Annotated in this window: 18 protein-coding genes and 2 pseudogenes; 15 read left to right on the forward strand and 5 right to left on the reverse strand. The window is 69.5% G+C overall.

Features of this window, described 5'->3' with window-relative positions:
• Positions 1-110: 110 nt before the first annotated feature.
• On the forward strand, positions 111-617 hold the full coding sequence (locus tag ACOTKD_RS18910) for an EF-hand domain-containing protein (protein WP_424890133.1): 507 nt from the start codon (positions 111-113) through the stop codon (positions 615-617).
• A gap of 191 nt (positions 618-808) precedes the next feature.
• Here ACOTKD_RS18910 and ACOTKD_RS18915 read toward each other — a convergent pair whose 3' ends face one another.
• Positions 809-1,414, reverse strand: coding sequence for a TetR/AcrR family transcriptional regulator (locus ACOTKD_RS18915; RefSeq protein ID WP_424890134.1), 606 nt, complete (start codon positions 1,412-1,414; stop codon positions 809-811).
• Here ACOTKD_RS18915 and ACOTKD_RS18920 point away from each other — a divergent pair.
• The 4 genes and pseudogenes from ACOTKD_RS18920 to ACOTKD_RS18935 form a co-directional block, all read left to right on the forward strand.
• Positions 1,376-1,794: pseudogene (locus ACOTKD_RS18920) on the forward strand (alpha/beta fold hydrolase); the annotation flags it as partial. The gene ACOTKD_RS18915 and the pseudogene ACOTKD_RS18920 sit on opposite strands and share 39 nt — an antisense overlap.
• 490 nt (positions 1,795-2,284) lie before the next feature.
• Positions 2,285-3,082 (forward strand): GNAT family N-acetyltransferase, encoded by a 798-nt coding sequence (locus ACOTKD_RS18925; RefSeq protein WP_424890135.1) that lies wholly within the window; start codon positions 2,285-2,287, stop codon positions 3,080-3,082.
• Between the two features lie 125 nt (positions 3,083-3,207).
• Entirely contained in the window at positions 3,208-3,435 is a 228-nt protein-coding gene (gene infA / locus ACOTKD_RS18930; protein WP_424890136.1) for a translation initiation factor IF-1, read from the forward strand.
• A 164-nt stretch (positions 3,436-3,599) separates the two neighbouring features.
• Complete coding sequence (locus ACOTKD_RS18935; RefSeq protein WP_424890137.1) at positions 3,600-5,228, forward strand: purple acid phosphatase family protein; 1,629 nt, start codon at positions 3,600-3,602, stop codon at positions 5,226-5,228.
• A gap of 142 nt (positions 5,229-5,370) precedes the next feature.
• On the opposite strand, the gene ACOTKD_RS18940 is transcribed toward ACOTKD_RS18935, so the two are convergent.
• The gene (locus ACOTKD_RS18940) at positions 5,371-6,411 is read right to left on the reverse strand and encodes a vWA domain-containing protein (RefSeq protein ID WP_424890138.1); all 1,041 of its coding nucleotides are present in this window, start codon (positions 6,409-6,411) and stop codon (positions 5,371-5,373) included.
• 509 nt (positions 6,412-6,920) lie between these two features.
• Here ACOTKD_RS18940 and ACOTKD_RS18945 point away from each other — a divergent pair.
• The 5 genes and pseudogenes from ACOTKD_RS18945 to ACOTKD_RS18965 all read left to right on the forward strand — a co-directional run bounded on the left by ACOTKD_RS18945 (position 6,921) and on the right by ACOTKD_RS18965 (position 10,177).
• The gene (locus tag ACOTKD_RS18945; protein WP_424890139.1) at positions 6,921-7,367 is read left to right on the forward strand and encodes a spore-associated protein A; all 447 of its coding nucleotides are present in this window, start codon (positions 6,921-6,923) and stop codon (positions 7,365-7,367) included.
• Positions 7,368-7,930: 563 nt separating this feature from the next.
• A complete protein-coding gene (locus ACOTKD_RS18950; protein WP_424890140.1) occupies positions 7,931-8,146 on the forward strand; it encodes a hypothetical protein in 216 nt (71 codons plus the stop codon).
• Between the two features lie 115 nt (positions 8,147-8,261).
• Positions 8,262-8,720: pseudogene (locus ACOTKD_RS18955) on the forward strand (helix-turn-helix domain-containing protein); the annotation flags it as partial.
• Positions 8,721-8,892: 172 nt separating this feature from the next.
• Positions 8,893-9,102 (forward strand): hypothetical protein, encoded by a 210-nt coding sequence (locus ACOTKD_RS18960; protein ID WP_424890188.1) that lies wholly within the window; start codon positions 8,893-8,895, stop codon positions 9,100-9,102.
• A 583-nt stretch (positions 9,103-9,685) separates the two neighbouring features.
• Positions 9,686-10,177 (forward strand): hypothetical protein, encoded by a 492-nt coding sequence (locus ACOTKD_RS18965; RefSeq protein WP_424890141.1) that lies wholly within the window; start codon positions 9,686-9,688, stop codon positions 10,175-10,177.
• 157 nt (positions 10,178-10,334) lie between these two features.
• Here the strand turns inward: ACOTKD_RS18965 and ACOTKD_RS18970 are convergent, their stop codons facing one another.
• A complete protein-coding gene (locus ACOTKD_RS18970) occupies positions 10,335-11,804 on the reverse strand; it encodes a PLP-dependent aminotransferase family protein (protein ID WP_424890142.1) in 1,470 nt (489 codons plus the stop codon).
• A 53-nt stretch (positions 11,805-11,857) separates the two neighbouring features.
• Between ACOTKD_RS18970 and ACOTKD_RS18975 the strand changes: the two genes are divergently transcribed.
• The gene (locus ACOTKD_RS18975; RefSeq protein ID WP_424890143.1) at positions 11,858-13,399 is read left to right on the forward strand and encodes a DUF885 family protein; all 1,542 of its coding nucleotides are present in this window, start codon (positions 11,858-11,860) and stop codon (positions 13,397-13,399) included.
• A complete protein-coding gene (locus tag ACOTKD_RS18980) occupies positions 13,396-14,028 on the forward strand; it encodes a LysE family translocator (protein WP_424890144.1) in 633 nt (210 codons plus the stop codon). Before ACOTKD_RS18975 ends, ACOTKD_RS18980 begins: the two co-directional genes overlap by 4 nt.
• Before the next feature lie 633 nt (positions 14,029-14,661).
• Here the strand turns inward: ACOTKD_RS18980 and ACOTKD_RS18985 are convergent.
• On the reverse strand, positions 14,662-15,063 hold the full coding sequence (locus ACOTKD_RS18985; protein ID WP_424890145.1) for a hypothetical protein: 402 nt from the start codon (positions 15,061-15,063) through the stop codon (positions 14,662-14,664).
• Between the two features lie 326 nt (positions 15,064-15,389).
• A complete protein-coding gene (locus ACOTKD_RS18990) occupies positions 15,390-16,196 on the reverse strand; it encodes an alpha/beta fold hydrolase (RefSeq protein WP_424890146.1) in 807 nt (268 codons plus the stop codon).
• A gap of 2,733 nt (positions 16,197-18,929) precedes the next feature.
• Here ACOTKD_RS18990 and ACOTKD_RS18995 point away from each other — a divergent pair.
• The 3 genes from ACOTKD_RS18995 to ACOTKD_RS19005 all read left to right on the forward strand — a co-directional run bounded on the left by ACOTKD_RS18995 (position 18,930) and on the right by ACOTKD_RS19005 (position 22,393).
• Positions 18,930-19,934 (forward strand): hypothetical protein, encoded by a 1,005-nt coding sequence (locus tag ACOTKD_RS18995; protein ID WP_424890147.1) that lies wholly within the window; start codon positions 18,930-18,932, stop codon positions 19,932-19,934.
• Positions 19,927-20,799 (forward strand): hypothetical protein, encoded by an 873-nt coding sequence (locus ACOTKD_RS19000; protein WP_424890148.1) that lies wholly within the window; start codon positions 19,927-19,929, stop codon positions 20,797-20,799. The genes ACOTKD_RS18995 and ACOTKD_RS19000 overlap by 8 nt, the downstream gene beginning before the upstream one ends.
• Before the next feature lie 637 nt (positions 20,800-21,436).
• Positions 21,437-22,393 carry a GlxA family transcriptional regulator gene (locus tag ACOTKD_RS19005; RefSeq protein WP_424890149.1) on the forward strand — a complete coding sequence of 319 codons (957 nt, stop codon included), beginning with the start codon at positions 21,437-21,439 and terminating at the stop codon, positions 22,391-22,393.
• Positions 22,394-22,437 lie beyond the last annotated feature (44 nt).

Here is a 22,437-nt window from a genome sequence, read left to right on the forward strand (position 1 = left end):
CCGGAGCGCAGGTCAAGTGCCATACCGGACACTGACGATGTTCACCCGTCGGAGGGAAGGCCCCCGTACGGCTCGTCGGCCGGCGGTCCGCGGGTGACACGCTCTCGTGCATGACCGACATCATCAAGAACGCTCAGCTCGTGCCCGCCCAGGAGTTCCGGCGCATGGACGCGGACGGCGACGGGACTGTCGACCGGAACGATTTCCTGCGGGCGCCGCACCGGCTCATGGCCGAGCTCGGCATCCCGGAGGAGTCGGAGAAGGGGAAGGCCCTCCTGGCCGCCAACGAGAACCAGTGGCAGTTCCTGCTCTCCCTCGGGGACGCGGACGGCGACGGGTCCCTGTCGGAGGAGGAGTACGTGGCCGCCCGCACTTCCCCCGCCTTCCGCTCCAAGGACCGGCCCGGCAAGGGCGAGGTGTGCCGGACCCTGTTCGACCTGCTCGACCGCGACGACGACGGCTCGCTCGACCGTGACGAGTTCCTGCGGGCCGCCGACTTCCTGGACATGTCGGCCGAAGAGGCAGGGGCGTACTTCACCGAACTCGACACCGACGGCAGCGGGCGGCTCGACTCCAAGGAGTTCCTGAAGGCGGTGAAGCGCTTCTACACCAGCTGAGACCCGGCCCGGCCGGGGCTGGGTGGCTGACGGCCGACAGCCACCACCGAGGCGCGTGTTCGCGTCGTTGATGACCGGTAGGTTCGCTCCGGTCACGGGTGTGACCAGGGGCCCGCCCGTGACCGGCACCGTGGCCGCACCGCAGTCACGGCCGCGGCCGTAGAACTGAAGACCGAAAGACATCCGAAACCTTACGAGGCGCGCTCCCGGAAGATCCGGTCCAGTTGCCGCTCCAGGACCGTGACCGCCGACTCCGGGCTGCGCTGGCCGACGAGGATGCTCGTGCCCAGTCCCGCCGCGAGGGCGAGCAGGGTGGTCGCTTCCAGGCGGGGATCCGTTCCGGGGTGGGTGAGGTTCGCGTCCCGGGCCCTGCTCAGGAGGTCGGTGAGCTGATCCTCGGCCGCTTCGGGGCTGCGGATGAAGGGCTGGGCGGCGAGGGCTTCGTCGGTCACGGCCAGGATGGCGTAGGAGGTGAAGACGAGGTGGAAGGTGCGGCCGGCCTCGTCGGTGGGAAGCGACGTCGTCAGGATCGCCTCGATCACCGCACGCGGGCCCGGGTCGTCACCGGCCGCGCGGAGCCGGGCGGCGACCCGTTCGCCGAATCGCTCGCTGAGGTGCTCCAGCCCGTAGAGGAGCAGCTTCTCCTTCGTCTCGAAGTAGTACTGCACCAGCCGCAGTGACACGCCCGCCTCCGCCGCCACGTCGCGCATCCGCGCGGCGTGCAGCCCACGGCGTCCGGCGACGCGGAGAAGCGCCTCGGCGATCTCGGCCGCAGCGTGCAGCGCGGACCCCTGCACCGGCCCGAGGACGCCGCGCGGTGGCTGGAGGAGACGCTCGCCGGGCTCGGCCTCGACCGGCGCGCTGGCTGGAGCAGCCGGTCCTCGTCGAGCCCGAGCTGCGCGCGATGGTCAGGGCGGGAGTCCGTGCCTATCGCATCCGCCGCCCGGCTCCGCTGCCCCTGTCCGAGGGGGAGTTGGTCACCATCCGCACCCCGCTCTACCTGGTGCTCGGCAGGCGCAGCCTGCTCGTGCACCCGCGGCGGCAGCTGGAGCGCGTTCCGCGCCTGATACCGGGGGCCCGCGCCGAGATCGTCTCGGACACCGGCCACGGGCCCCAGATCGACCACGCGGAGGAGATCAACCGCCGGATGCTCCGCTTCATGGACTCCGTCGACTGACACACGTACACACGCCGACACGTACACAGGCCGACAGGTACACACGCCGACACGCAATCCGACGGCGTCCGGCACGTCCCACCGAGCCGGAACCCCGGCCCGGGAGGGTCAGGGATACGACCGGCAGCCGAAGCCGCCTCATCCGGCAGTGCATGATCAGCACGTTGGCCATCAACTGCTACCCGTGCTGCCGGCAGGGCGGCTTGCGCATCAGCTGCCCTGGGCCGACCGGGTTCGTCCACGCATCGAAGAGCGGCGGCCTGATCACCGTCGGATGGTGGACGCGGTCGGTGATTCCCGGCCCGGCATTAAATGCGTTGGGCCGAACGATCCCTGCTGATAACGTTCGGGCAGCCGTGAGAGAACGCGAGGAGGTGAGACCCATGAAGGCTGTATCTGTGTGGGTGCTCCCCCTTGTCGTCACGGTGGGCGATTGACGTAGGTGTCGCCGGGAGCGCCTCAAGCAAGGCACTCCTGAGAGGCAACACCAATGAACTCTGAACATTCCATTTTGGGTACGGGCAACCACGCGATTGCGGTCACGCGCATTTCGGACACGCAGTGGCACGCTGTGGAGGAAGACCGGGTGCTCGGCTGCGGCGACACGTCGCGCCGGCCCGACGGGCGGCTCTTCATCAGCATCGACGCGTGGCACGGCGCGGCCTTCGCCGGCATCGCCGACGCCATGCTGGCGGACCTGCCGACACCGCTGTACACCGTCGTCGACGAAGCCGACCACGCCACGAGGTCCGCCTGGGAGCGGGCCGGCTTCGCCGCCGCTCGCCGCGAGTGGGGCTATCTCGTGCCCACCGATCCGCAGGTCACCGGGCTCGGCTCGCTGCAGCCACCGTCAGACGTGACGATCGTCCCCGCCGGTGAGGCACAGGAGGACCCGCTGCGCGCTCTGGACCGCGTCATCCGCGATGAGGTCGAGGCCGCCGTCGGATGGCAGACGATGCCGGCCGAGGTGCTGCCCCGTCCGGCGGGTACCACCGTGGTCGACCCGTCGAAGTACGCGGTGGCGCGGCACTTCGACCAGTACGTGGGACTTCTCCGGGTGGTGCCGCTGCCCCGGCAGCCACGTATCGGGCTGATCGCCGTCCGGGCCGACAGGCACCGCCGCGGCATCGCCCGGGCGCTGCTGGCCCACACGCTGGGTTCGCTGCACCGCTCCGGGAAAGCCTCGGCATGGGCCGAGGTGGACGAGGCCAATGCGGCGGCTACCGCCCTGTTCGAGAGCATCGGTGCCCGGCGCACGGCCGGCACGCTGGAGCTCATCCGCCGCTGACGCTCCGCCACACCGCACCGCGCCCGACCGCGCACCGCATCGCACCGCGCCGGACTGCGCACCGCATTCGTTTCCAAGTCCGTTTCCTGCGAACACCCGCCACAAAACGAGAGAGTCGATAGAGCATGACGAAAACAGCAAAGGGCATAGAAGTCGAAGGCATCGTCAAGGAGTGCCTGCGCAATGCCACCTTCACGGTGGAGCTCCAGAACGGGCACACGGTGCTCGCCCACATCAGCGGGAAGATCCGGAAGAACTACATCAAGATCCTCCCGTACGACCGGGTACTCGTAGAACTCAGCCCCTACGACCTCACCCGCGGCCGGATCCGCTACCGGTACAGGGCCTCGTAGCGGTAGCGCCTATCGGCCCGTCCCGGCAGGCCGCTGCACCCGGCGGTCGACGCCGCCAAGCGGCAGGCCGGGGGCCTGGAGCGCAGAATCGTCATGGGCAGATCAAGTGTTGATCGCTTACAGTGCCAAAGATCATCAACTTCCCCCAGGGAACAGGGTGTTTCATGGCGATCACGCGTAGATCTGTACTCAAGGGCTCCTCGGCCGCGGCCGCCGTCCCGTTCGTCGCCGGTGCCGCCGGGGAGGCCACCGCTTCCTCTTCGCCGGCGGCACCGGCACCCGGGCCGCTGTTGCAGAGCCGGCCGCACCGGCTGGGCGCGCCCGGGGTGCTGGGCGTCCACCTGCAGTTCGGTTCGGATCCGTCCTCGGAGATGACCGTTTCCTGGATCACTCCGCAGTCGGTGCGCCGGCCGCAGGTGCGGCTCGGTTCTCCCGCGGGCGGACACGACGGCCGGGTTGTCGAGGCCGAGACGCGCACCTACCAGGACGGGCTGTCGAAGGAGGAGGTGTATGTCCATCATGCCCGGATCACCGGCCTGCACCCCTCGACCACGTACCTGTACGCGGCCGGGCACGACGGCGCGACCCCGGAGACCGGTTCGTTCACCACGGCACCGCGCGGCCGCGCCGCGTTCACCTTCACCAGCTTCGGTGACCAGGCGACGCCCAACCTGCGCCGGGTCATCCATCTCCCGGACGGCGTCCCTTCCCCCGTCAACCGCTACCCGCTGCACACCAGCAGCCAGGTCGGCTCGCCCGCCTCGGCGGACATCGTCTCCGCCGTCGAGCGGGTCGCCCCGCTGTTCAACTTCGTCAACGGCGACCTGTGCTACGCCGCGATCGCCGGCGCGTGGGGCACGAGCCGGGTGGCGACCTGGGCGGACTGGTTCATCAACAACAGCCGCTCGACCCGGTTGCGCCCGTGGATGCCCTGCGCGGGGAACCACGAGAACGAGAAGGGCAACGGCCCCATCGGCGCCGCCGGCTACCAGACCTACTTCGCACTGCCCTCCTCGTCGGCCTCCTCCGATGAGGAGACCCGAGGCATGTGGTACGCGTTCACGGTCGGCGCGGTCCGCTTCATCAGCCTCGCCAACGACGACGTGGCGCTCCAGGACGGCGGGGACACCTACATCAGCGGCTACTCCGGCGGCGCCCAGCACCGCTGGCTGGAGCGCGAGCTCAAGGCCGCGCGGGCGGACCGGGGCATCGACTGGGTCGTGGTGTGCATGCACCAGCCGATGATCTCCAGCCACCGGAGCGCCGGCAGTGACCTGGGGGTGCGCCGGGCCTGGGGCCCGCTGTTCGACGCGTACGGCGTCGACCTGGTGGTCAGCGGGCACGAGCACCACTACGAGCGGTCCCACCCGGTGCGCGGCACTCTCCCCAACGAGGCCCGCACCCCCGTCCCGGTCTCCACCCGCACCGACCTTGTCGACACGGGAAAGGGCACCGTCCATATGGTCATCGGCGCGGGCGGCAACATCGCCACGAGCCAGGACGACCTCTTCGACACGCCGCGGGCCCGGGTCCTGGTCGGCCTCAAGGACGACAAGACCTCCTCCGGCCACCGCGAGCCGGTGTGGATCCCCGAGGAGGCGCCCTGGGCTGCCGTCCAGGACCGCAAGTACAACCGCGGCTTCGCCGCGTTCGACGTCGATCCCGGCGACCGCCGCGAGGGCCTGACGCGGATGCGGGTCACCTACTACACGTTCGACGGGCCCCACGGCGACCTGACGCCCGTCGACACCTTCACCTTGCAGCGCCCGCGTTCGGACGCGCCACTGAACTGACCAGCACGGGCGGGCCCAACCAGCGGCCGAGGGCCTCCCAGAGGGGCCCCGGCCGGGCACATCGCAGCGATGACCGTCCAGGCCGCATGGCCGGACTGTCAGAGCAGCCGCAAGTGGAAACCGGCGTGGGCCTTTCAAGGCGTCACTTCATGATCAGCAGGCGTGTGTGGGGGATGAGCTTCCGATTGACGCTGGTGCTCTGCACGAAGATGGTGAAGTCGTCGTTGTGGTCGGGCTTGACGCGGGCTTCCACGTCCGGCAGGCCGATGAGGGCACGGGCCTGAGGTCCCGTGTACACGCGGTCGGTTTTCTTCTCCAGTACAGCGATCTGCTTCCGCGCCTGGATCTTTTCCGTCTTGCTCAGCTGGTAGAACGCACAGCCGGTGCGGTAGGCGTGTCCGGATTCGGTGACCCAGTCCCGGATGGCTGTTTCACGGGTCACTGGAACCAGCTGGTATTCCGAGGGGTTCGCCGGGGTGAGTCCGGCGGCCTTGATGGTGTCCTTGTTGACCGTCTCTGCTCCCGTGGAGAACACCGCTCGCGATCCTCGGATGCCTTGGGTACGGCCCACCATGAACTTCTCGGTGGCCTGCTGGATGACCTGCCCGGCCTCTTCCAGGCCTTGTGTGCTCGTGGCGTCCCAGACAGCGATGTTTTCTTTCGGGAATCCGTACTGCATGGCCTCGCGCTTGCCCATCTGGTCCGGTACGAGGACGGCCAGGGTCCAGTTGTCCTCCTGCGTGGCGATCATCTCGGCCACGGCCTGTACCAGTGCACGCTGGTCCCTGGCAGGGGCATCCGGGCAGTGGTGACTTGCGTTCTCCTGCCCGTCGGTCAGCACGAACGTCAGGAAGCTGTGGTCGCCGTACAGCTGAGCTGTCTGTGCCAGCTCCCGCTGCGATTTGAGCGTGGCCGCCAGCAGGGCCGTCATTCCCCCTACTCGGTACAACTGCTTCAGGGACGGCATCCGCAGTACGTCCTTGTCGTAAATGACGCACTCCACGTTGTCCGCGAAGACGTACACCGTCACGCGGGTCTCCTGGTCCAGCTCCTCCGACCGGCGCGCCAGATAGGCGATCTGCTGGTCGGCGACTTCGACGACCTTCCGGCTCAGGTGCGACATGGATGAACTGGCATCCAGTACAAGAGCAACGTGGTTGATGTAGTTCTGGTTTCCGGACACGTCCGTTCCCCCTCTTTCTGACTCGGTGCCCTCACCTTCTCACCCACCACTGACAATCGACCCCGGCTCCGCTCCCGGGCCGGACGCCGACGAGCGGGGGAGGACGGTCTGCCGGGGGCGGTGGTGGTGGTTCGCCGGCTTCGAGCGGTGGACCGTGCCCGGCGCAGGCCGGGGCCGGCGAGGGCCTTCCTCCTATCGACGGCCCCTGGGCCGTTCCCTCCGGCCGGCTTCGACTGTCCTGGTCCCCGTGTATGCGGGGATGGACCCGCAGTGGTGCTCAGGACCCGTGCGTGCCCGCGGACAGCGTCCCTCCACCGGCCGGCGAACTCGGCTGAAATCGCGGAAGCCTGTGGGGCACGCGCCGTTGTGCGGCGTGATGGCCGGTTCTGATTTGTGGGGGTGAGGGGGCGTGCAACCTCTTTGGGGTGTGGAGGGTCTGTTCGGGCACGGAGACGGCCGTCCCCTGTACGCCCATCGACCGGCACCATGCGACTACTACGGAGGACACAGTGAAACGTGCTGCACGTGCCCGTATTGCGGGAGCTGCACTGCTCGTCACTGCCACGACCGTCACCGCGCTGGCGGCGGGCAGCGGGATGTCCGTTGCCGCTCCGGCCCGCACCGCCGCGTACAACCAGGAGTGCGGCACCGGCTACACCCAGGTCAATGAGATCCCGATCCCCGGCCGCGGGACGGTCTTCCTGGCCTACAACAAGGCCGCCGGCAAGAACTGCGTGGTGACCAAGCGGAACAGCTCGGCCGGCTCGCGGCTGTGGGTCGGTTCCTGGCTCCAGCGCAACCAGGAACTGAAGTCGAAGCAGGAACAGTACGGCTTCTTCACCTCGTACTCCGGACCGGTCTACCTGGACGCCAAGGGCAAGTGCGTTGACTGGGGCGGCGAGATCGACGGCTATGTCGTGGCCCGCTACAAGACAAACTGCGGCACCCTGACGTAGACGGAGCGGCAGCTCCGCTGACCGCGGGCTGAGACGGTGAGCGGAGCGGTGAACGGCGAGACCTGCAGCCTTACCCATCGCTCCGCTCACCGTCACCCCCAGCAGCAACGCTTCCGGGCCCGCTACTACACCGACGTCGCCACCGCCCTCGCACGCTGGAACCGCCGGGACGACTGCATTTCGCGCACTCCTGGCCGCCGAAGTTCACGCCCCCGAGGAGACACACGCCCGCCCGGCGGTGAAGTCCCTGGTTTCCGGGCCACTGGTCTCAGGGCGGACGACCACCGAGCTACGTGGGCTCGCTGTCCGCGTCGGTGTCCGCGCCTGACGGAGAGCTCGCGGTGCAGGACGGGCAATCATCCCCGACAGGCCGAACGGACCTGTCTCATCCGGCGGTTTCGCGCTCGATAACAGGACTCCGCGTTGCATCCGGTGCAGGCCGGGGATCACCGCGTTCTCACTTCCGGCCGACGCAGGACGGCGGAGGGCCGCAGGTCCACCTCCGGGGTGGCGACCGTGGGGCGTCCGCCGATGCGGCCGCGGGCGCGGGAGGCGACCAGGCCTTGGCGCACGTCGACTTCGCCGGCCTCCAGGCTGGCGAAGTTCCCGGTCCGCGGGCAGCAGATCCCGTTGACACCCAGGACACGCAGCGCTTCGCTGCCCAGAGCGGCGTGCGGGCCTGGATTGAAGAGGTGCCCCTGGAAGAGGCTGCCGCTGCCGTCGAGAAGATGACCAGGGGCAGGTCCCGCTTCCGCATGGTCCTCACCACTGGCCGCTGAACCGCCGGTCTTTACCCGGCGCGCCCCCTTCGAACCGCCCCCTGCAAGTCGCAAGCACAACCGCAACCGCACTGCAATCGCAATCGCCCCGTCGTACCGCCAGGGAGCACTGCCCATGACCGACCGCACTGAACTGGGCCGCTTCCTGCGCGGCCGGCGCGAGGCCCTGCGCCCTGCCGATGTCGGCCTGATCCCGGGCGGTCGGCGCGGTACTCCGGGCCTGCGCCGCGAGGAGGTGGCGATACTCGCCAACATCTCCACCGACTACTACGGGCGCCTCGAACAAGCCCGCGGTGTCAGCCCCTCCGAGTCCACGCTCGCTTCCCTCGTCCGGGTGCTGCGCCTGTCCACCGACGAGGGGGTCGACCTGTACGCGGTCGCCGGCTACCAGCCCCCGCAACACCGCTTCGCCGGCGGCTACGCGGAGCCTGGGCTGATGCACATCGTCGACGCCCTCGCCGGCACGCCCGCGCAGATCGTCGACGACCTGGGAACGGTGATCGTGCAGAACGCGGCGGCCGTCGCACTCCCCGGCCCGCTGGCCGGCAGGCTGGGGCACCAGGGCAACGGCGCCTCGCAATGGTTCACCGAACCGGACGCACGCCGCCTCTACCCCGAGGAGGACCACGAGGCGCTCGGCCGCTCATCGTCGCCGACCTGCGCTCGGCCGTCTACCGGCACGGTCCTTACCCCGCGGGCGAATCCCTGGTGCACGACCTGCTGGAGCGCAGCGAGAGTTCGCGGCCCTGTGCGAGCTCGGCGAGGTCGACACCGTCCGCTCCGCCCGCAAGACCATCCTCCACCCGCACGCCGGCCGCCTCGACCTCCAGTGCGACGCCGTACTGAGCCCCGGTACCGGCAACCGGCTCTTCCTCTACCGTCCGCAGCCCGGCACCGGCACCGCCGAACGACTGGAGTCTCTGCGCGTCCTGGGCAACGAGACCTTCACCGGCTGACCGGATGCCCCGCCCCGGCGACCGGCTCCACGCTCACCGGTGCAGGAGGCATGAGGAAACGCCACAGAAGACCGTAGGGGAGAACACGGTGCAGCATCCCCGGCAAGCAGCACACCTCAGAGCCCCCGACGACACTGCCGCCGTCATCAGAGGCATCCGTCGGCGCTGCCGACCGTACGGATTCAGGAGCCTCGCAGGGCCAGGCGGGATTCGCTCACCAGGTCTTCGAGCTGGGCTTTCCCACTCTGCATGGCCATGCACTGGGGGAGGGAGGAACGGAACCCCCTCCCCGAGGGCCAGGTCGCCCGGGCGCCGACGCGCCGGCCAAGCAGATTGAACGGCTGAACGGGTCAATGCCGAGCGAGGCACACAGGCCCGAGCAAAAGAACCAGAGACACGCCTTCGTCCGGGACCAGCCAGGAGGTGGGCGCGGGGAGGTTCGGCGAGCGGCATGCGTATCCTGCCCTGACCGCGCCGGCAGGCACCGACGGCTCATGACGTCATGCGGGCCGCTGGACCCGGGCGGGCACCCGGACGGCCGCAGGCACGGCGACCAAAGCCGACCCGGATCGTTGCCCAGGCCATGACGGACTTCACTGAATGGATGACCGAGGTAGCAGCGCAGCCCGGCCCTGGCGAGGAACGCCTCGACCAGCTGCGCGCCGGCGGTAACCTGACGGACGCCGAGGCTGCGGCATGGCTGGTGCAGATCATGGCCGACTACCGTCAGCAGCCCGTCGGCTGGAAAGTGCACGTGGCAGCAGGGCGCACCAGCCCGGAACGAACCGGTCCGGAGCGCACCCGGTCCACCTCGGTCAACAGCGGGCTCACACAGATCGTCGCCGCCGTCATGAGCCAGGCGCAGACCCTTGCCAACACGACCCGAAGGCCTGTGAAGGTGATCCATGGTGTGGACGGCAAGCCGGAGAACTTCCTGCGCACGCTGGCCGAGCACGGCGCCGACATGAGCACCTTCACCTCGCCGGCCTGGGTAGCGCTCCCCGAACCACTGCGCCACGACGACAAGCACAACAGCACACCGGCTTTCCGAGGACCGGCCCCGGCAGCGGAATAGCCGGCCGCAGACCGATCCTCGGACGCGGCAGCCGGCCGCACGTGTTCCCCGCGCCCGCGGGGATGGCTCCAAAGCGTTGTTCACGGGCTCCAGCGCACGCTCCTGCCCCCCCCGTGTCCGCGAGGAGGGTCCCCGCGCCAGCTGCTGAGTGCTGTGCTCAGCAGCTGTTGTGCCCATTGGCGCAGGTCAGTGCAGTCCAGGCCGCTGAGAGGCGGCTGACCAGTGTTGCCGCGGTCTCCGGGGCGAAGGAGTAGGGGAGGCGGATGTAGTTGTCGTGGGCGCCGGTCGTATCCGTCGTAGCGCCCGGGATGACCTCCGCGCCGTGGCGCAATGCCACCTGTGCGTAGACCCGGGCGTCCGTGCCGGCGGGCAGTCGGATCCACAGAACGGAGCCGCCTTGCGGTGCCTGCCAGCGCCATTCCGGGAGCTGCTCGGTCAGGAGCCGGGTCATGGTGGCGAGTTGCTCGCGAAGGATGCGGGTCCGCTCGGGCGCGAGGGCCGGGAGCGTGGGAAGAAGCCGGGCGGCCAGGGCCTGGTCGAGGAGCGGGCTGCCGAGGTCGTTGAGTGCCTTGATCCGGGCCAGGCGGGCCACGGTGTCGTGCGGCGCGCGGATCCAGCCGATCCGCAGGCCGCCCCATACGGCCTTGGTCAGTGAACCCACTGTCAGCACGGCCGCTCCGGCAGGGTTCGCGGCGATGGGAGGCGGGGCCTGCCCGGGGGCGAGGGCGGCCGCGTGGGCGCTGTCTTCAAGGATGGTGACGCCGTGTTCGGCGGCGAGTTCGGCCACCCGGCGTCGGCGTCCGGCGGACATCAGGGTGCCGGTGGGGTTGTGGTAGGTCGGCATGAGGTAGAGCAGCGCGGGCCGGTGTTCGGCGAGCGCGGTGGCGAGACGGTCGATCCGGATGCCGTCGGAGTCGAGTTCGACGCCGACCAGCCGCGAGCCGACGGCTCTGAGAACGTCGAGACAGCCCGGCCATCCGGGGGATTCCACGATGGTGGTGGACCCCCGCCCGAGGCAGAGCTGGGCGCTCAGGGTGACGGCCTGTGTGGCGCCGGTGGTCACCACCACTTGGTCGGGCGTGGTCGGCAGGCCGTGTGCGGTGTGGTGGGCGGCGATCGCTGCGCGCAGTGCGGGGAGCCCGGCCGGGTGGTATCCCGCCTCACAGAGCAGCCCGGGTAGGTCCTCGCGGACAAGGTGGAGCAGTGCTTGGGCCAGGTCCGGACCGCCGGCCTCGGCCGTCCGCCCCAGCGAGATGAGGTCCGGCGGTTGTGTGATCAGCCGTTGGATCACCGCGGTGGCCTGGCCGCCGCGCACGCGCCCGTCCACCGGAACCCGGTGGCCGGCGGCGTCTCCCGACACCTGTGTGCCGCTGCCGCGGCGGGTCTCCACCAGACCCGACCCGCGCAGTGCGTCGTACGCGGCGACAACCGTCGCCCGGCTGACCGAGAGGGCGCCGGCGAGCCGCCGCTCGGACGGCAGACGGTCACCGGTGCGCAGGTCCCCGGACCGGACGGCCTGGTCGAAGGCATCGGTGAGCCGCTGGTACAGCGGCCCCTCACCCGCACTCCAGTCGCCCAGCAGGTCGACCAGCTCGTCCAGTTCGGGCGTCCTACTGTTCCGGTCCACTTTCCCCTCCATTGGCACGGGAGTACGAGCCTCCGCGACGAGAGGCTAACGGCATGACATCCGCATCGCCCCTTGATCCCCGGCTGGCAGCCATCTGCGACCTTTCCGTCTTCGCGGCGAGAGACGGCGCGGGACGACATGAGTACGACGGAGTCGTCCAAGACCTGTCGCCGGACGGAGTACGACGCGGCCTCGCCGCCCTCGGTGGCCCCGCCGGCACCAAGCCCTATCCGGACCCGCACGACGAAGCGCACGCAGCGGCCGCGGAGGAAGCCCTCCGGGCCCGCTTCGGCGAGCTCGAACTGCATCGCAGCAACCCCCTGTGGCACATCGAGAACCTGGACCTGACCGGCTACGACCGCCCCTACGCGCCCCGGCCCGAGCGGGACGCCGCCCGGTCGGCCCAGTTGCGCCGGTGGCCGGACGCCGTGGACGCAGCAGTGGAGGCACTGGACCGCGTCCCCGCGGCACTGGCCGCCGCCACGCTGCCGCTCGCCCGCGGTCTGGCCACCTTTCTCAACCCCCGGACCGGTGGCCCCGTCCACGCCGCCGCCGGCCGGGCACACGCCCGGCTCATCGCCCACCTGGAGCACGCCGCCGCCGAAGGCCCGCCGTCCGCGGCACTCGGCGGCCCCGCGCTCGCCCGGCTCCTGGGCGCGGCCGAAGCCTGCACCGTCGACCTTGCCGCGATGTCCGCTCGGGTGGACGCGGAACGGGACCGCCTGCGTGCCCTGCTCGACGACTCCCTGCGCCGCATCGACCCCGAGGCCGCGCCCGCCGACACCGTACGGGCCCTGCAGGCCGATCATCCCGGCGCCGACAGCCTGCTGGAGGAGTTCGCAGCGCTCGTCGAGGAGACGGTCACCTGGACCGCCCGGCACGATCTGGTGCCCCACCACGATGTCGAGGTGGACGTCCTGCCCATGCCCGACTCCCAGCGCCGGGCGCTGGCCGGCCTCTTCGCGTCCGCGCCCCATGAGACCGACGCACCCGGCACTTTCCGCATCACCCTCCCCGACGCCGCCTGGAGCAGGGCGGAGAACAACCAGTGGCTGTCGACCGGCTTCAACCGGACGCTGATGCCCAACATGGCCATCCACGAAGTGGCACCCGGGCACGCCAGCCACGGCAGGGCGCTGCGCCGGGCGGCGAGTGATGTCCGCCGCACGCTCCACTCCGATGCCTTCATCGAGGGCTGGGCCCATTACTGCGAGGAGCTGGCCCTGGAGCAGGGCTTCCGCGACGGTGACCCGCGCGTGGCCGTCGCGGTCGCCCAGGACGGCTTGCGCAGAGTCACCCGCTTCGCCTGCGCCATCGGACTCCACACCGGAGCCATGACCCTGACGGACGCGGCGGCGCGGTTCACCGAGGACGTCTCGCTGGCCGGTCCCGCAGCTCTGCACGAGGCCGAGCGCGGACTGTTCGACCCCACTTACGGCCGGTACACCTGGGGCAAGTTCGCCATTCTCGACCTGCGCGAGCAGGCCAGGCAACGCTGGGGCAGCGCCTTCACACTCCGTCGTTTCCACAGCGCCTTGTTCGACCTCGGTGCTCCGCCCCTCGGCCTGCTGCACACGGCACTGGAACGCGGATGACCTCACTCGCCGCCTTCGCCCTCGCCTCACTGATCCTGATCGCTGTGCCGGGCCCGAACCTGATCTACATCATCACGCGCAGCGTCCAGGACGGGCGCACGGCCGGCATCGTCTCGGCCCTCGGCGTGGAAACCGGCACGCTCGTCCATGTCACCGCCGCCGTCTGCGGCCTGGCTGCCTTCATCGCCGACCACCCGCTCGCCTTCACCGCCCTGCGCTACGCGGGCGCCGGCTACCTCGCCTACCTGGGCGCACGTGCCCTGCTCCACCACCAGCCCGCCGCCTCCGCCGATGCCGGCGGCGTTGCCGGCCCTCCCGCCCGCCGCCGACTGCTCCGGCTCTACCGCGATGCCGTTCTCGTCAACCTTTTCAATCCCAAAGTCGCCCTCTTCTTCCTGGCCTTCCTCCCGCAATTCCTGCCCACCGGCCTGCCCCCTGGGGAAACCCGGGCCCGCATGCTCGAACTCGGCGCGGTCTTCCTGGCCATCGCCCTCACCTTCGACCTCTGCTACGCACTCGCCGGCGCCGCGCTCACCAGCCGTCTCCGCGGGACCCCGCGCCGTGACCGCCGTCTGTCCCGCCTGACCGGTGGCATCTACCTCGGGCTGACTGCCCTGGTGTTCCTGTGAAACCCGCATGACGGTTCCCGATGAGCCGCGCATGCTCCTGGCGCAGTGCGAGACCTGCGTATAGATCCTCGCCCCCGGTGAGCATCCCTTCGCCGGAGAGCCGGCCGCGGGGCGGAGTGCCGGATGCGTGGCTACGGCCGGGCCTGCGTCAGGCGCCCCGGTCGCCTCATGGCGCCCTTCGGTCTCGGTGAGCCGTACACCGAAACCTTCCGCCGGCGGACCTCCATGTGCTGGCCTTTGCTACCCCTATACGGTCGGCCGACATGCTCGGCTGGTGGCTCACCTCTTCACTAGGCTCTTTCATCCGGCCAAGGCCGTGCTAGTGGTTCGCGATTGGGCGGCGGTGGTCAGTGTCTGGCGGGCCGGGGCAGTTGTGGACCTTCCTCACGGTCGAAGCAGCGGGCGTCCGCCGCAGCGTCAGCGATCTGCACCAGCGAGCAATCCAGCAGTGCCTCCCAGCAGGACTGCCGCGGGATCCCGCTGGCCAAGCGAGGGCGCCATGCCCCCCGGCCCTTTGTTGGCCCTCGGCGTGCACCCCTCCTGGGTCCGTCTCACCCTCGGCGGTGGGCCGTTGGTCCGGACGCAGTGCGGCTCATCCCAACGCTCGGCGCCACCCCGAGGGGGAGGAGGCGCTCATCTGCTCGCCAGAAGGACCGGGCAGTCCTTGGTGTGGACGACGAACCCGCCGAGGTAGGGGGTGTAGTCGTCCTCCGGCACCCAGGCCTTCCCGCATCCTCCGCAGCGGCCGCCGTCCGGTTCCTCGTGAGTGGCTCGCGCCTCCATCAGCGGAGCACACCGGCCGTAGGAGAGCACCGAGCAGACATCGAACTGGTCGTCGCTGTTGAGGGAGCTGCGCCAGCGGTAGTGGTGGCAGGATTCATCCGGGCCTTCCTGCGGGATCCGGCGCAGGGCCCAGCTGATCCTTTTACGCGCTTGCGCGAGTGTGCCGGGCACCGACAGGTCCTGCAGGAGTTCCGCGGCGTCCAGGAGCGCGTCGCATCCCTGGACGACGGCGGGGAAGTCGCTCGTCGGCACCGGTATTTCCTGCCGTGTGTCTTCAGCATCCGCTGCGATGCGCCACTGTTCGAAATCCCTGGTGTCCACTGCTCTCCCCGTCTTCCAGCTGATCCGCAGCGTAATACGTTGGCCAAATCCTGATGTGGGGAGGCACGCCGGCTGAACGGTGCCGGGTGCCCGGCGCGGGAGCGTGACGGCGCTTGCCCCGGACAACCGGCCTCCTCTGCGTCACGGCGCCGATGCGCTCCCCGCGTCGCGCACGGCCCGTACGGCACGGCGGATGTCGAGGACCATCACACCGTCGATCTTCTCGATGCTGGCGACCTGTGCGGTCACGGCATCCGTCACAGGTGGAGAACCTGTGCCGCCATGTTCCGGATGGTGTCGGCCAGAGCGTCGGGAGCGGTGAGGTGGGCGACGTGTCCCTGGCCGGTAAGCGTGACGATCCGCCCATTCGGCAGGACTGCCGCCAGGTCGGCTAGACGTTCGCGCAGGTGGGCGGGGCTGCGGTCCCCCTCGATGAGGACTGCCGGTGTTTCGAGCGTCGCGAAGCGATCAATGCCGACGCCGAGCGCGTCGATCGCTTCGTTGTCTGCGATCTGTGCCGCTGCGTACAGGGACAGCGCTGCGCGCATGTGCTGGTCGGCGAACATGGCATCGACCACGGTCGTGGGCATGCGGACGATGTCCCGCATATGGATCCGCATTGCCTCGACCGCATCGCCGTTGTCGAGCTCGGCACGGGCACGTGCTCCCGTTGACCCAGCGATCAATTCCTTGGTGGGCAACGGGGGTTCGTAGAGGCACAGGCCGGCGTACGCCGACTGGCCGAGCAAGGCGGCTTCCAACGCGGCGACGGCACCGGAGGAGTGCCCTACGAGCAGCACCGGTGGCTCCAGGAGATCCGCGACGGCGGCAATGTCGGCGGCCTCGACAGCCATTGAGTGAGGCAGCGTGATGTCTGCTTCGGAAACGTAGATCCGTCGACAGATCCTGACGACGCGGAAGTCGTCGACGAGGTGGTGGGTAACGCCATCCCAGGTCGTCGCATTGCCACCACCGGGATGGACCACCAGCAAGGTCGGCCCGGATCCGTCGTCGAGAGCGGTGACGGGGCGGCCGTTATCAGATAGCGCGAGAAGCTCAGTCATGCGCACAAGCTTGTACCAGTGCGCCTACATCGCACCGGCAGACTGCCGACAGCGGACGGCAACCCGAGCCCAACCGGGCGCCCGGTCCCGAAAGCGAACAGCGACCCGGTGAACCTTTCCAGCCGCAGCATTACCTGTACGAGGAGCCCGGCCAGAGCCTCCAACCGCACTGGGTCGTGGAACGACACCGGAATACAGGCCGGCTCGGAGCTGAACGAACCGCCGTCCTCAAGGCTCTCGATATGCGTCGGATCCCCGCTCTCCCTACCAAAGCGGCCTGAACTGGACCATCAACTGTGCGGGCGTGCGCCGCTATCGGCGCGTACGCACGGGGGGGCTGCTTCACAGGGTGGCGCGGTCCCCGGGGCCGGTGGGGGGCACGCCGTAACTGGGCAGCCATTGGAGGTCCAATGCGCCGCACGAATTCCATCCGGCGCGGTCGGGGGGCAGCACGGGATGCCTGCGCGTCCCGTACTGCTGGAGTCGGCATGGGCAGGGCCGCCCGCCATCGAGGTGGTGCAGGTTCGGCTCGGGTGTTCCTTTCGGATGACATCGGTCATGGTGCTGCCGCGCGGCATATCGAGGCACTTCCCGGCATCGTCTCCCGGCCTGGCCTGGGGGCTGGCTGGCGGAGGCGGAAGCCTTCGCGACCTGGCCGCGTCGGGCCGGGGAGAGCGGGGAGGGCGAGAAAACCCTGGAGAACGGGTGGCAGGGGTGCCCCGTTCGCGTTCCTGGCCCGTCGCCCCTCCTTGCTGCACCCGGCATTCTGGGCGGTCCGCACAGGGAACTGAGGCGAGCTGTTTCGAAGGCATTACTGCGCTCCGGCGTCTGCGTTTCGAAGGCCGTTTGATGATCTTGTCGTGTTTTCCTGGGTTCGGGTGCGGTAGACAGGGTCGCTGGCGCACAGCGGAGCGGTCTGGCATCCGATGCAAGGCAGGGTTTGCTGCTCATGTGCCGCGGATGTGCCGCGGCGGGAACCTCGCCGCACACCGGGAGTACGGTGCCGGGCCATCCGCTCACCTCGGCTCACGGGCCGTTCTTTGCCGATTGCATGGTCCGTTCTGGCCGTCGGCCGGAGCCCAGTGAAGGGAGAACGGCGCGTGTCCGCACAGTGGGATTACGAGGCGCTGGTCTACGAGCGCACGTTGAAGCGCTGCGACTACGGCCAAGTCGAGGCTGACCTCAAGGACCTCAAGCTCGAGGGGGCAGCGGAGGGAGACGCACAGGATCGTGATCGCTACACCGCGCGCGTGCGCTCGCCGGCCTCACCGCCTGGGGACATGACGTCCGGGACCGTCAGATCCCCGCTGACGTTCATGCAATCGCCGAACTCATGCCTACCGACGGCCCGGATCCTTGGGCCTAGGGGTGACTCAACACCAAACGTGGCACCACCGCCTGGTGAGCATGTAGCCGCATACCGTGCTGTGCAATTCACGCGAACGCCGTCACTCGGTGCCGCCACGGCGCTGATGTCCAGCCTGCTCTGAGCCGCTGGTGGTGGACTTCTTCGGGCCGTGCCGAGTGGTGGTCGAGCGGGCCTTGCGCGGCCGTCTGACTACCTCCTATAGAGCCCTGAGTGAGGGCTCTATAGGAGTACAGACGCGTGGGTGTTGCGGTCAGGGTGGTTCGCGCGGGTAAGGGCACGCATGTCGTCGTCAAGAAGCGCCGAGCTCCATCCGAGGTGCCCTGTCCGGGTTGCGGCGTGGCGAAGGTGTCCGAGTCTGCGCCGCTGATCGGCCCTCGGAGCGGGCGAGAAGAAGGTCTCCGTCGGCCTGGACGCCGGCAAGGGGCTTCCCGGGGGAGGGGCATCGGTGCCACGGGTCGCTTCGGGTCTCCCTGTGCGCCCGCGATTCAAGAGTTTTGACGTGGCAATGTCAGAATCTCGATCATGGACGACCGTCGGCCCGAGCAGCCCCCGCCTCCCCAGGAAGCCCCGCCCCCCGAGCCCGTCGACGCCCCGGATCCGACGAAGGCGGCGGATGCGGATACGGACTCCGGCACAGGCCCGACGGACGCGCCGGAACCTACGGGCTCCCGCGATACGGGCGCAGAGCGCGCGGACGACGCTCCGGAACCGGCGGCTGAAGATGAAGGCGACAGCGCACCTGAGGACAGTGACGCCCCGGAACCGGAAGCCGGGCAGCCTGACGTCGAGGTTCCGGAACCGCAGAGGGCCGAGGGTTCGGACTCCGGCCCAATCCGGCGGACGCGTCGGAACCGACGGACGTACGCGACGCGGACACCGAGCAGACAGACGACGCTCCGGAACCGGCGACTGCAGAGGAAGCTGACAGCGCACCGGAGAAGACCGACACCCCGGAACCGGGGGCCGAGCGGCCCGGCGGTGATGCCTCGGAGCCGACGGACGCGGAGGACTCGCAGGAAGCGGGTGCCGAGCAAGCGGAGGACGCCCCGGAGTCGGAGGCCGTAGAGGAAACCGACAGCGCGCCCGAGGAAAGCGACACTCCGAAGCCGGAAGCCGAGCAACTGGATGCTGACGCCCCGGAACCGGCGACTGCTGAGGACGCAGACTCCGAAATAGGACCGGCAGACACACGCGAGGCGGATGCCGAGCGGGCAGACGACGCCCCGGAACCGGCGGATGCAGAGGAGAGCGACGCTCCGGAGCCGGAGGCTGAGCAGGTCGACGCCGACGCCGATGCTGGCGCACAGGAACACCTGGACGCGGCGCATACAGGCTCCGAAACTGGCTCTGCAATCGCGCAGGACGTGGATGCCGAGCAGGCGGACGAGGCTCCGGAGCTGGTAGATGAGTCGCGGGAGTCGCCTACGGATGCGGATGCCTTGGACCTGGCTGATGAGGCTCCGGATCCGGCGGCGCCGCTCGACGCTCCGGAGCGGGCCGACGATGCTCTGGAGCCGCCCGCTCCGGTGGACGTTTCGGACCGGCCGACTGACGTTTCGGATACGGACGATGATGCTCCGGAGCCGGCTGTGGGCGGTTCGGACCAGGCTGATGAGGCGCGGGAGCCGCTTGCGGATGCCGTGGGCTCGGTTGATGAGGCTTCGGAACTGTACGGCAACGACGCCCTGCGCGATGGCCCCAGCTACCAGGAGGAGATCGATGATCAGCTGGGGGCACGCGGTCTGGACCGCTCCGAGCATGACAAGCTTCGGCTCAGCCGGACCAACGAGCTGAGCGAGGCACAGGCCCGCGAGATCGTCGGGGTCCGTGACACGATCAAGCTTGACGAGGGCCGTATGGTGACCAAGGTCATTCAGCCCAAGGTTGCGCTGGCATATCTGGAGAATGTCACCAAGCTCGGCATGGAGGAGTTCAATCCCGGTGAGTTCCGTGGCTCCATCGCGCGTGGCTGCGACACGGCCGACCTGCGCAGCATGGACCAATTGCGCGACGGGCTCGCTCTTGACGATGGAGGGGCGGGCTGGACCCCCGTCCCTCGCGGCGCGTCCGAGGCGTACCAACTGCGCTTCCCGGCACCTCACGACATGAGCGCTGATCCGACCCTCGGTGCCGTCGGGGACAAGGAGCTGGCCGACCGCGTCGCCGGCATGGCCGGCCTGAGCCGCGGACGGGATTGGGATGACCCGTTCCTCGGCACCGGCTACACCGGCGGAGGGGTCCCGGAGTGGTATGCCGAGTCCACCAGCCTCCCTCACCATGCTGAGATCTGGCTTATGCATGCCGACGGCACCGAAGAGGCTGTCGGCTTCTTCGACAAGAACGAAAGGCTGTGGAATTACTATGACTGACCTTGCGGGCCAACCCTTCCCGGTCAAGGGCGAGGTAGCGGCCTTCCACGGCGACCTCTACCCGGCCCGCCCCGCCGTGGGTCTATGGCCGTGCGTCGAGCTGCTGCCCGAGCCCGGCCGTCCCGCGCCCGAAGGGCTTGCGCCGCGCGAGGCCTCTGACGGGTCGGTGGGGTACCCGGTTGCGCCGGAGCGCCTGGAGGCTTGGTACGCCGTGACGTGGACGTTCCGCTGGCGCGGTGAGCTTTTCGAATGCACCGCAGCCACGCCTGCCACGCTCTCGGGCAACTATCTCGGCTCCGACGAACACTTCGCCAAGGAGTATCTCAAGCGCCGGGTCATCGGCTACCGCGGCGTTTTCCCGCGTGACGAGGTCACCGATCTGGAGGAGCATCGCGAGGATCTGCTGCAGCCTCTGCACGCCCTGGTGCGGCGTCTGGCCGAGGCTGACCATTTCCGTCCCAAGGCTTACGCGGTTTACCGTGGCCGGACGTATCCGGCTGCTGCCGAGGCCGACGCGTCGGGCCTCATCGCGCTGGACACCGGGGATGACCGGCCTGAGGATCTCGTCGCCGATTCCCGGGACCCGGGCTCCGGGCACTTTTTGGCCACCCCGGAGCAGTTGGATGCTTGGTACCGGACCTACTGGACCTTCCGATCGCACGGTGAGCCCTTCGACGCCGTCGGGACGGTGGACGGCTGGATCAAGGGCATCTACACAGGCCGCAACTATGGCTTCATCGCGCACAGCGCCACTCTGACCCCGGAGACAGGTACCGACGGAGTGCCCCGATACACGGTCAAGGTGGACCTCGACGGCGTCACCGACCTCGAACAGCACCGCACCGACCTGCTGGCCGACCAGTAGCCGAGGCCTTGGAGACCTGGGGGCGCAGGTTCACGCTGCAGTTGATCTCTCGCAGCGAAGGTTGAGCGGTTCCCAGCGAAGGCTGGTGACCGGGGTGCCCTGTCCCAGGCCTCGACCGGTCGCGATCTCCATGGGTGAGTACGCGTTGTCGGCCCGCTCCCGTTCGTACGGCGCGCGCCCCGGCATCAGCGGCGGCGGGCCTGACTGCTGTCATCCAGCCTGGCGGAACCGGCCGCATCCGGCAGTCGGCCGCCCCGGCGCTCCGTACCTCTGTGAAAGAAGTTTCTGACCGCAGTGCCGCAGGTTGGATGAGAGCCCCGCAGGTGTGTGGAGAGTTCCAGCATCGGGAGGCCGAGCGTGAGGCACGGCGGTTTATGTGTGCCCGATGTGGCCAGGGACGTAAGGTCAGCGGTCGGGGTGGTCCACGCGCGTGCGGGTCCCGGCTGCTGGGCCGGTCCGGTGATGGCGCGGCACCGATGACATGTGCCGGGGCCCGGCCGTCTGCTGTCGGAGACGGGGCCCGCGGTCGGGCCCGCCGAGCCGCTTCTGTTCCGAGCACTGCCGCCCGGCCGGTGTGTCATCGACCCGGTCCGCGCAGTGGGCGTAGCGAAGTGCAGGTCCCACGTAATCTCTTCCTATGCCAGCTTCCCACCTGCATCGTGTCGCCGTCCTTGTGCTTGAGGGTGCGAAGCCGCTCGATGTCGGCATTCCTGCGCAGGTTTTCACGACGCGCGCGAGCATGCCGTACGAGGTGCGGGTGTGCGGGGCGGCACCCGGTCTTGTGGCCGGTGGTGATGGCCTGTCGTACGACGTCGCCCACGGTCTTGACGCGCTTGCGTGGGCCGACATCGTCTTCGTCCCCGGCTACCGGTTCCCGGACCGAGACGACCCGCCGCAGGCGGTCATCGAGGCACTGATTGCCGCCCATGACCGTGGTGCGCGGCTCGCTGCCATCTCGACGGGCGCCTTCGCCCTCGCTGCCACGGGCCTGCTCGACGGCAAGCGCGCCACGACGCACTGGCACTACACGCGGGCACTCGTGGCCAGGTATCCGCGCATCCGGCTCGACGAGAACGTGCTGTTCGTCGACGAGGGCAGCGTGCTCACCTCGGCCGGCGCCGCCTCCGGGCTCGACCTGTGCCTGCACATCCTGCGCGGCGACCTCGGAGTGGCCGCGTCCAACCATGCGGCCCGCCGCCTGGTCGCGGCCCCCTACCGCAGCGGCGGCCAGGCCCAGTACGTGCCGCGCAGTGTCCCCGAGCCGCTCGGCGAGCACTTCGCCGCCACCCGCGAGTGGGCGCTGCACCGGCTTGCCGAGCCCCTCACCCTCGACATACTGGCGCGGCAGGCCGGGGTCTCGCCGCGCACGTTCTCCCGGCGCTTCGTCGAGGAGACCGGCTGCACGCCGATGCAGTGGGTGATGCGCGCCCGCATCGACCTGGCCCGCGAACTGCTCGAGCGCTCGCAGCGCAGCGTCGAACAGATCGCCGCCGACACCGGGCTCGGCACCGGCGCGAACCTGCGCCTGCACTTCCAGCGCATCCTCGGCACCACACCGAGCGAGTACCGGCGCACTTTCACTCGGGGCGAATAGCCCCGCCGCCTGGCACCGCATGGCGGGATCCTTTTGAACCCTGG

The sequence above is a fragment of the Streptomyces sp. XH2 genome, assembly GCF_049725035.1.
GTDB lineage: Bacteria > Actinomycetota > Actinomycetes > Streptomycetales > Streptomycetaceae > Streptomyces > Streptomyces roseoverticillatus.

Coding starts and splice junctions, on each gene's coding strand:
- ACOTKD_RS18910 (WP_424890133.1), top strand. CDS start 111: ATGACCGACATCATCAAGAACGCTCAGCTCGTGCCCGCCCAGGAGTTC.
- ACOTKD_RS18925 (WP_424890135.1), top strand. CDS start 2,285: ATGAACTCTGAACATTCCATTTTGGGTACGGGCAACCACGCGATTGCG.
- infA (WP_424890136.1), top strand. CDS start 3,208: ATGACGAAAACAGCAAAGGGCATAGAAGTCGAAGGCATCGTCAAGGAG.
- ACOTKD_RS18935 (WP_424890137.1), top strand. CDS start 3,600: ATGGCGATCACGCGTAGATCTGTACTCAAGGGCTCCTCGGCCGCGGCC.
- ACOTKD_RS18965 (WP_424890141.1), top strand. CDS start 9,686: ATGACGGACTTCACTGAATGGATGACCGAGGTAGCAGCGCAGCCCGGC.
- ACOTKD_RS18975 (WP_424890143.1), top strand. CDS start 11,858: ATGACATCCGCATCGCCCCTTGATCCCCGGCTGGCAGCCATCTGCGAC.
- ACOTKD_RS18980 (WP_424890144.1), top strand. CDS start 13,396: ATGACCTCACTCGCCGCCTTCGCCCTCGCCTCACTGATCCTGATCGCT.
- ACOTKD_RS18990 (WP_424890146.1), bottom strand. CDS start 16,196: ATGACTGAGCTTCTCGCGCTATCTGATAACGGCCGCCCCGTCACCGCT.
- ACOTKD_RS19000 (WP_424890148.1), top strand. CDS start 19,927: ATGACTGACCTTGCGGGCCAACCCTTCCCGGTCAAGGGCGAGGTAGCG.
- ACOTKD_RS19005 (WP_424890149.1), top strand. CDS start 21,437: ATGCCAGCTTCCCACCTGCATCGTGTCGCCGTCCTTGTGCTTGAGGGT.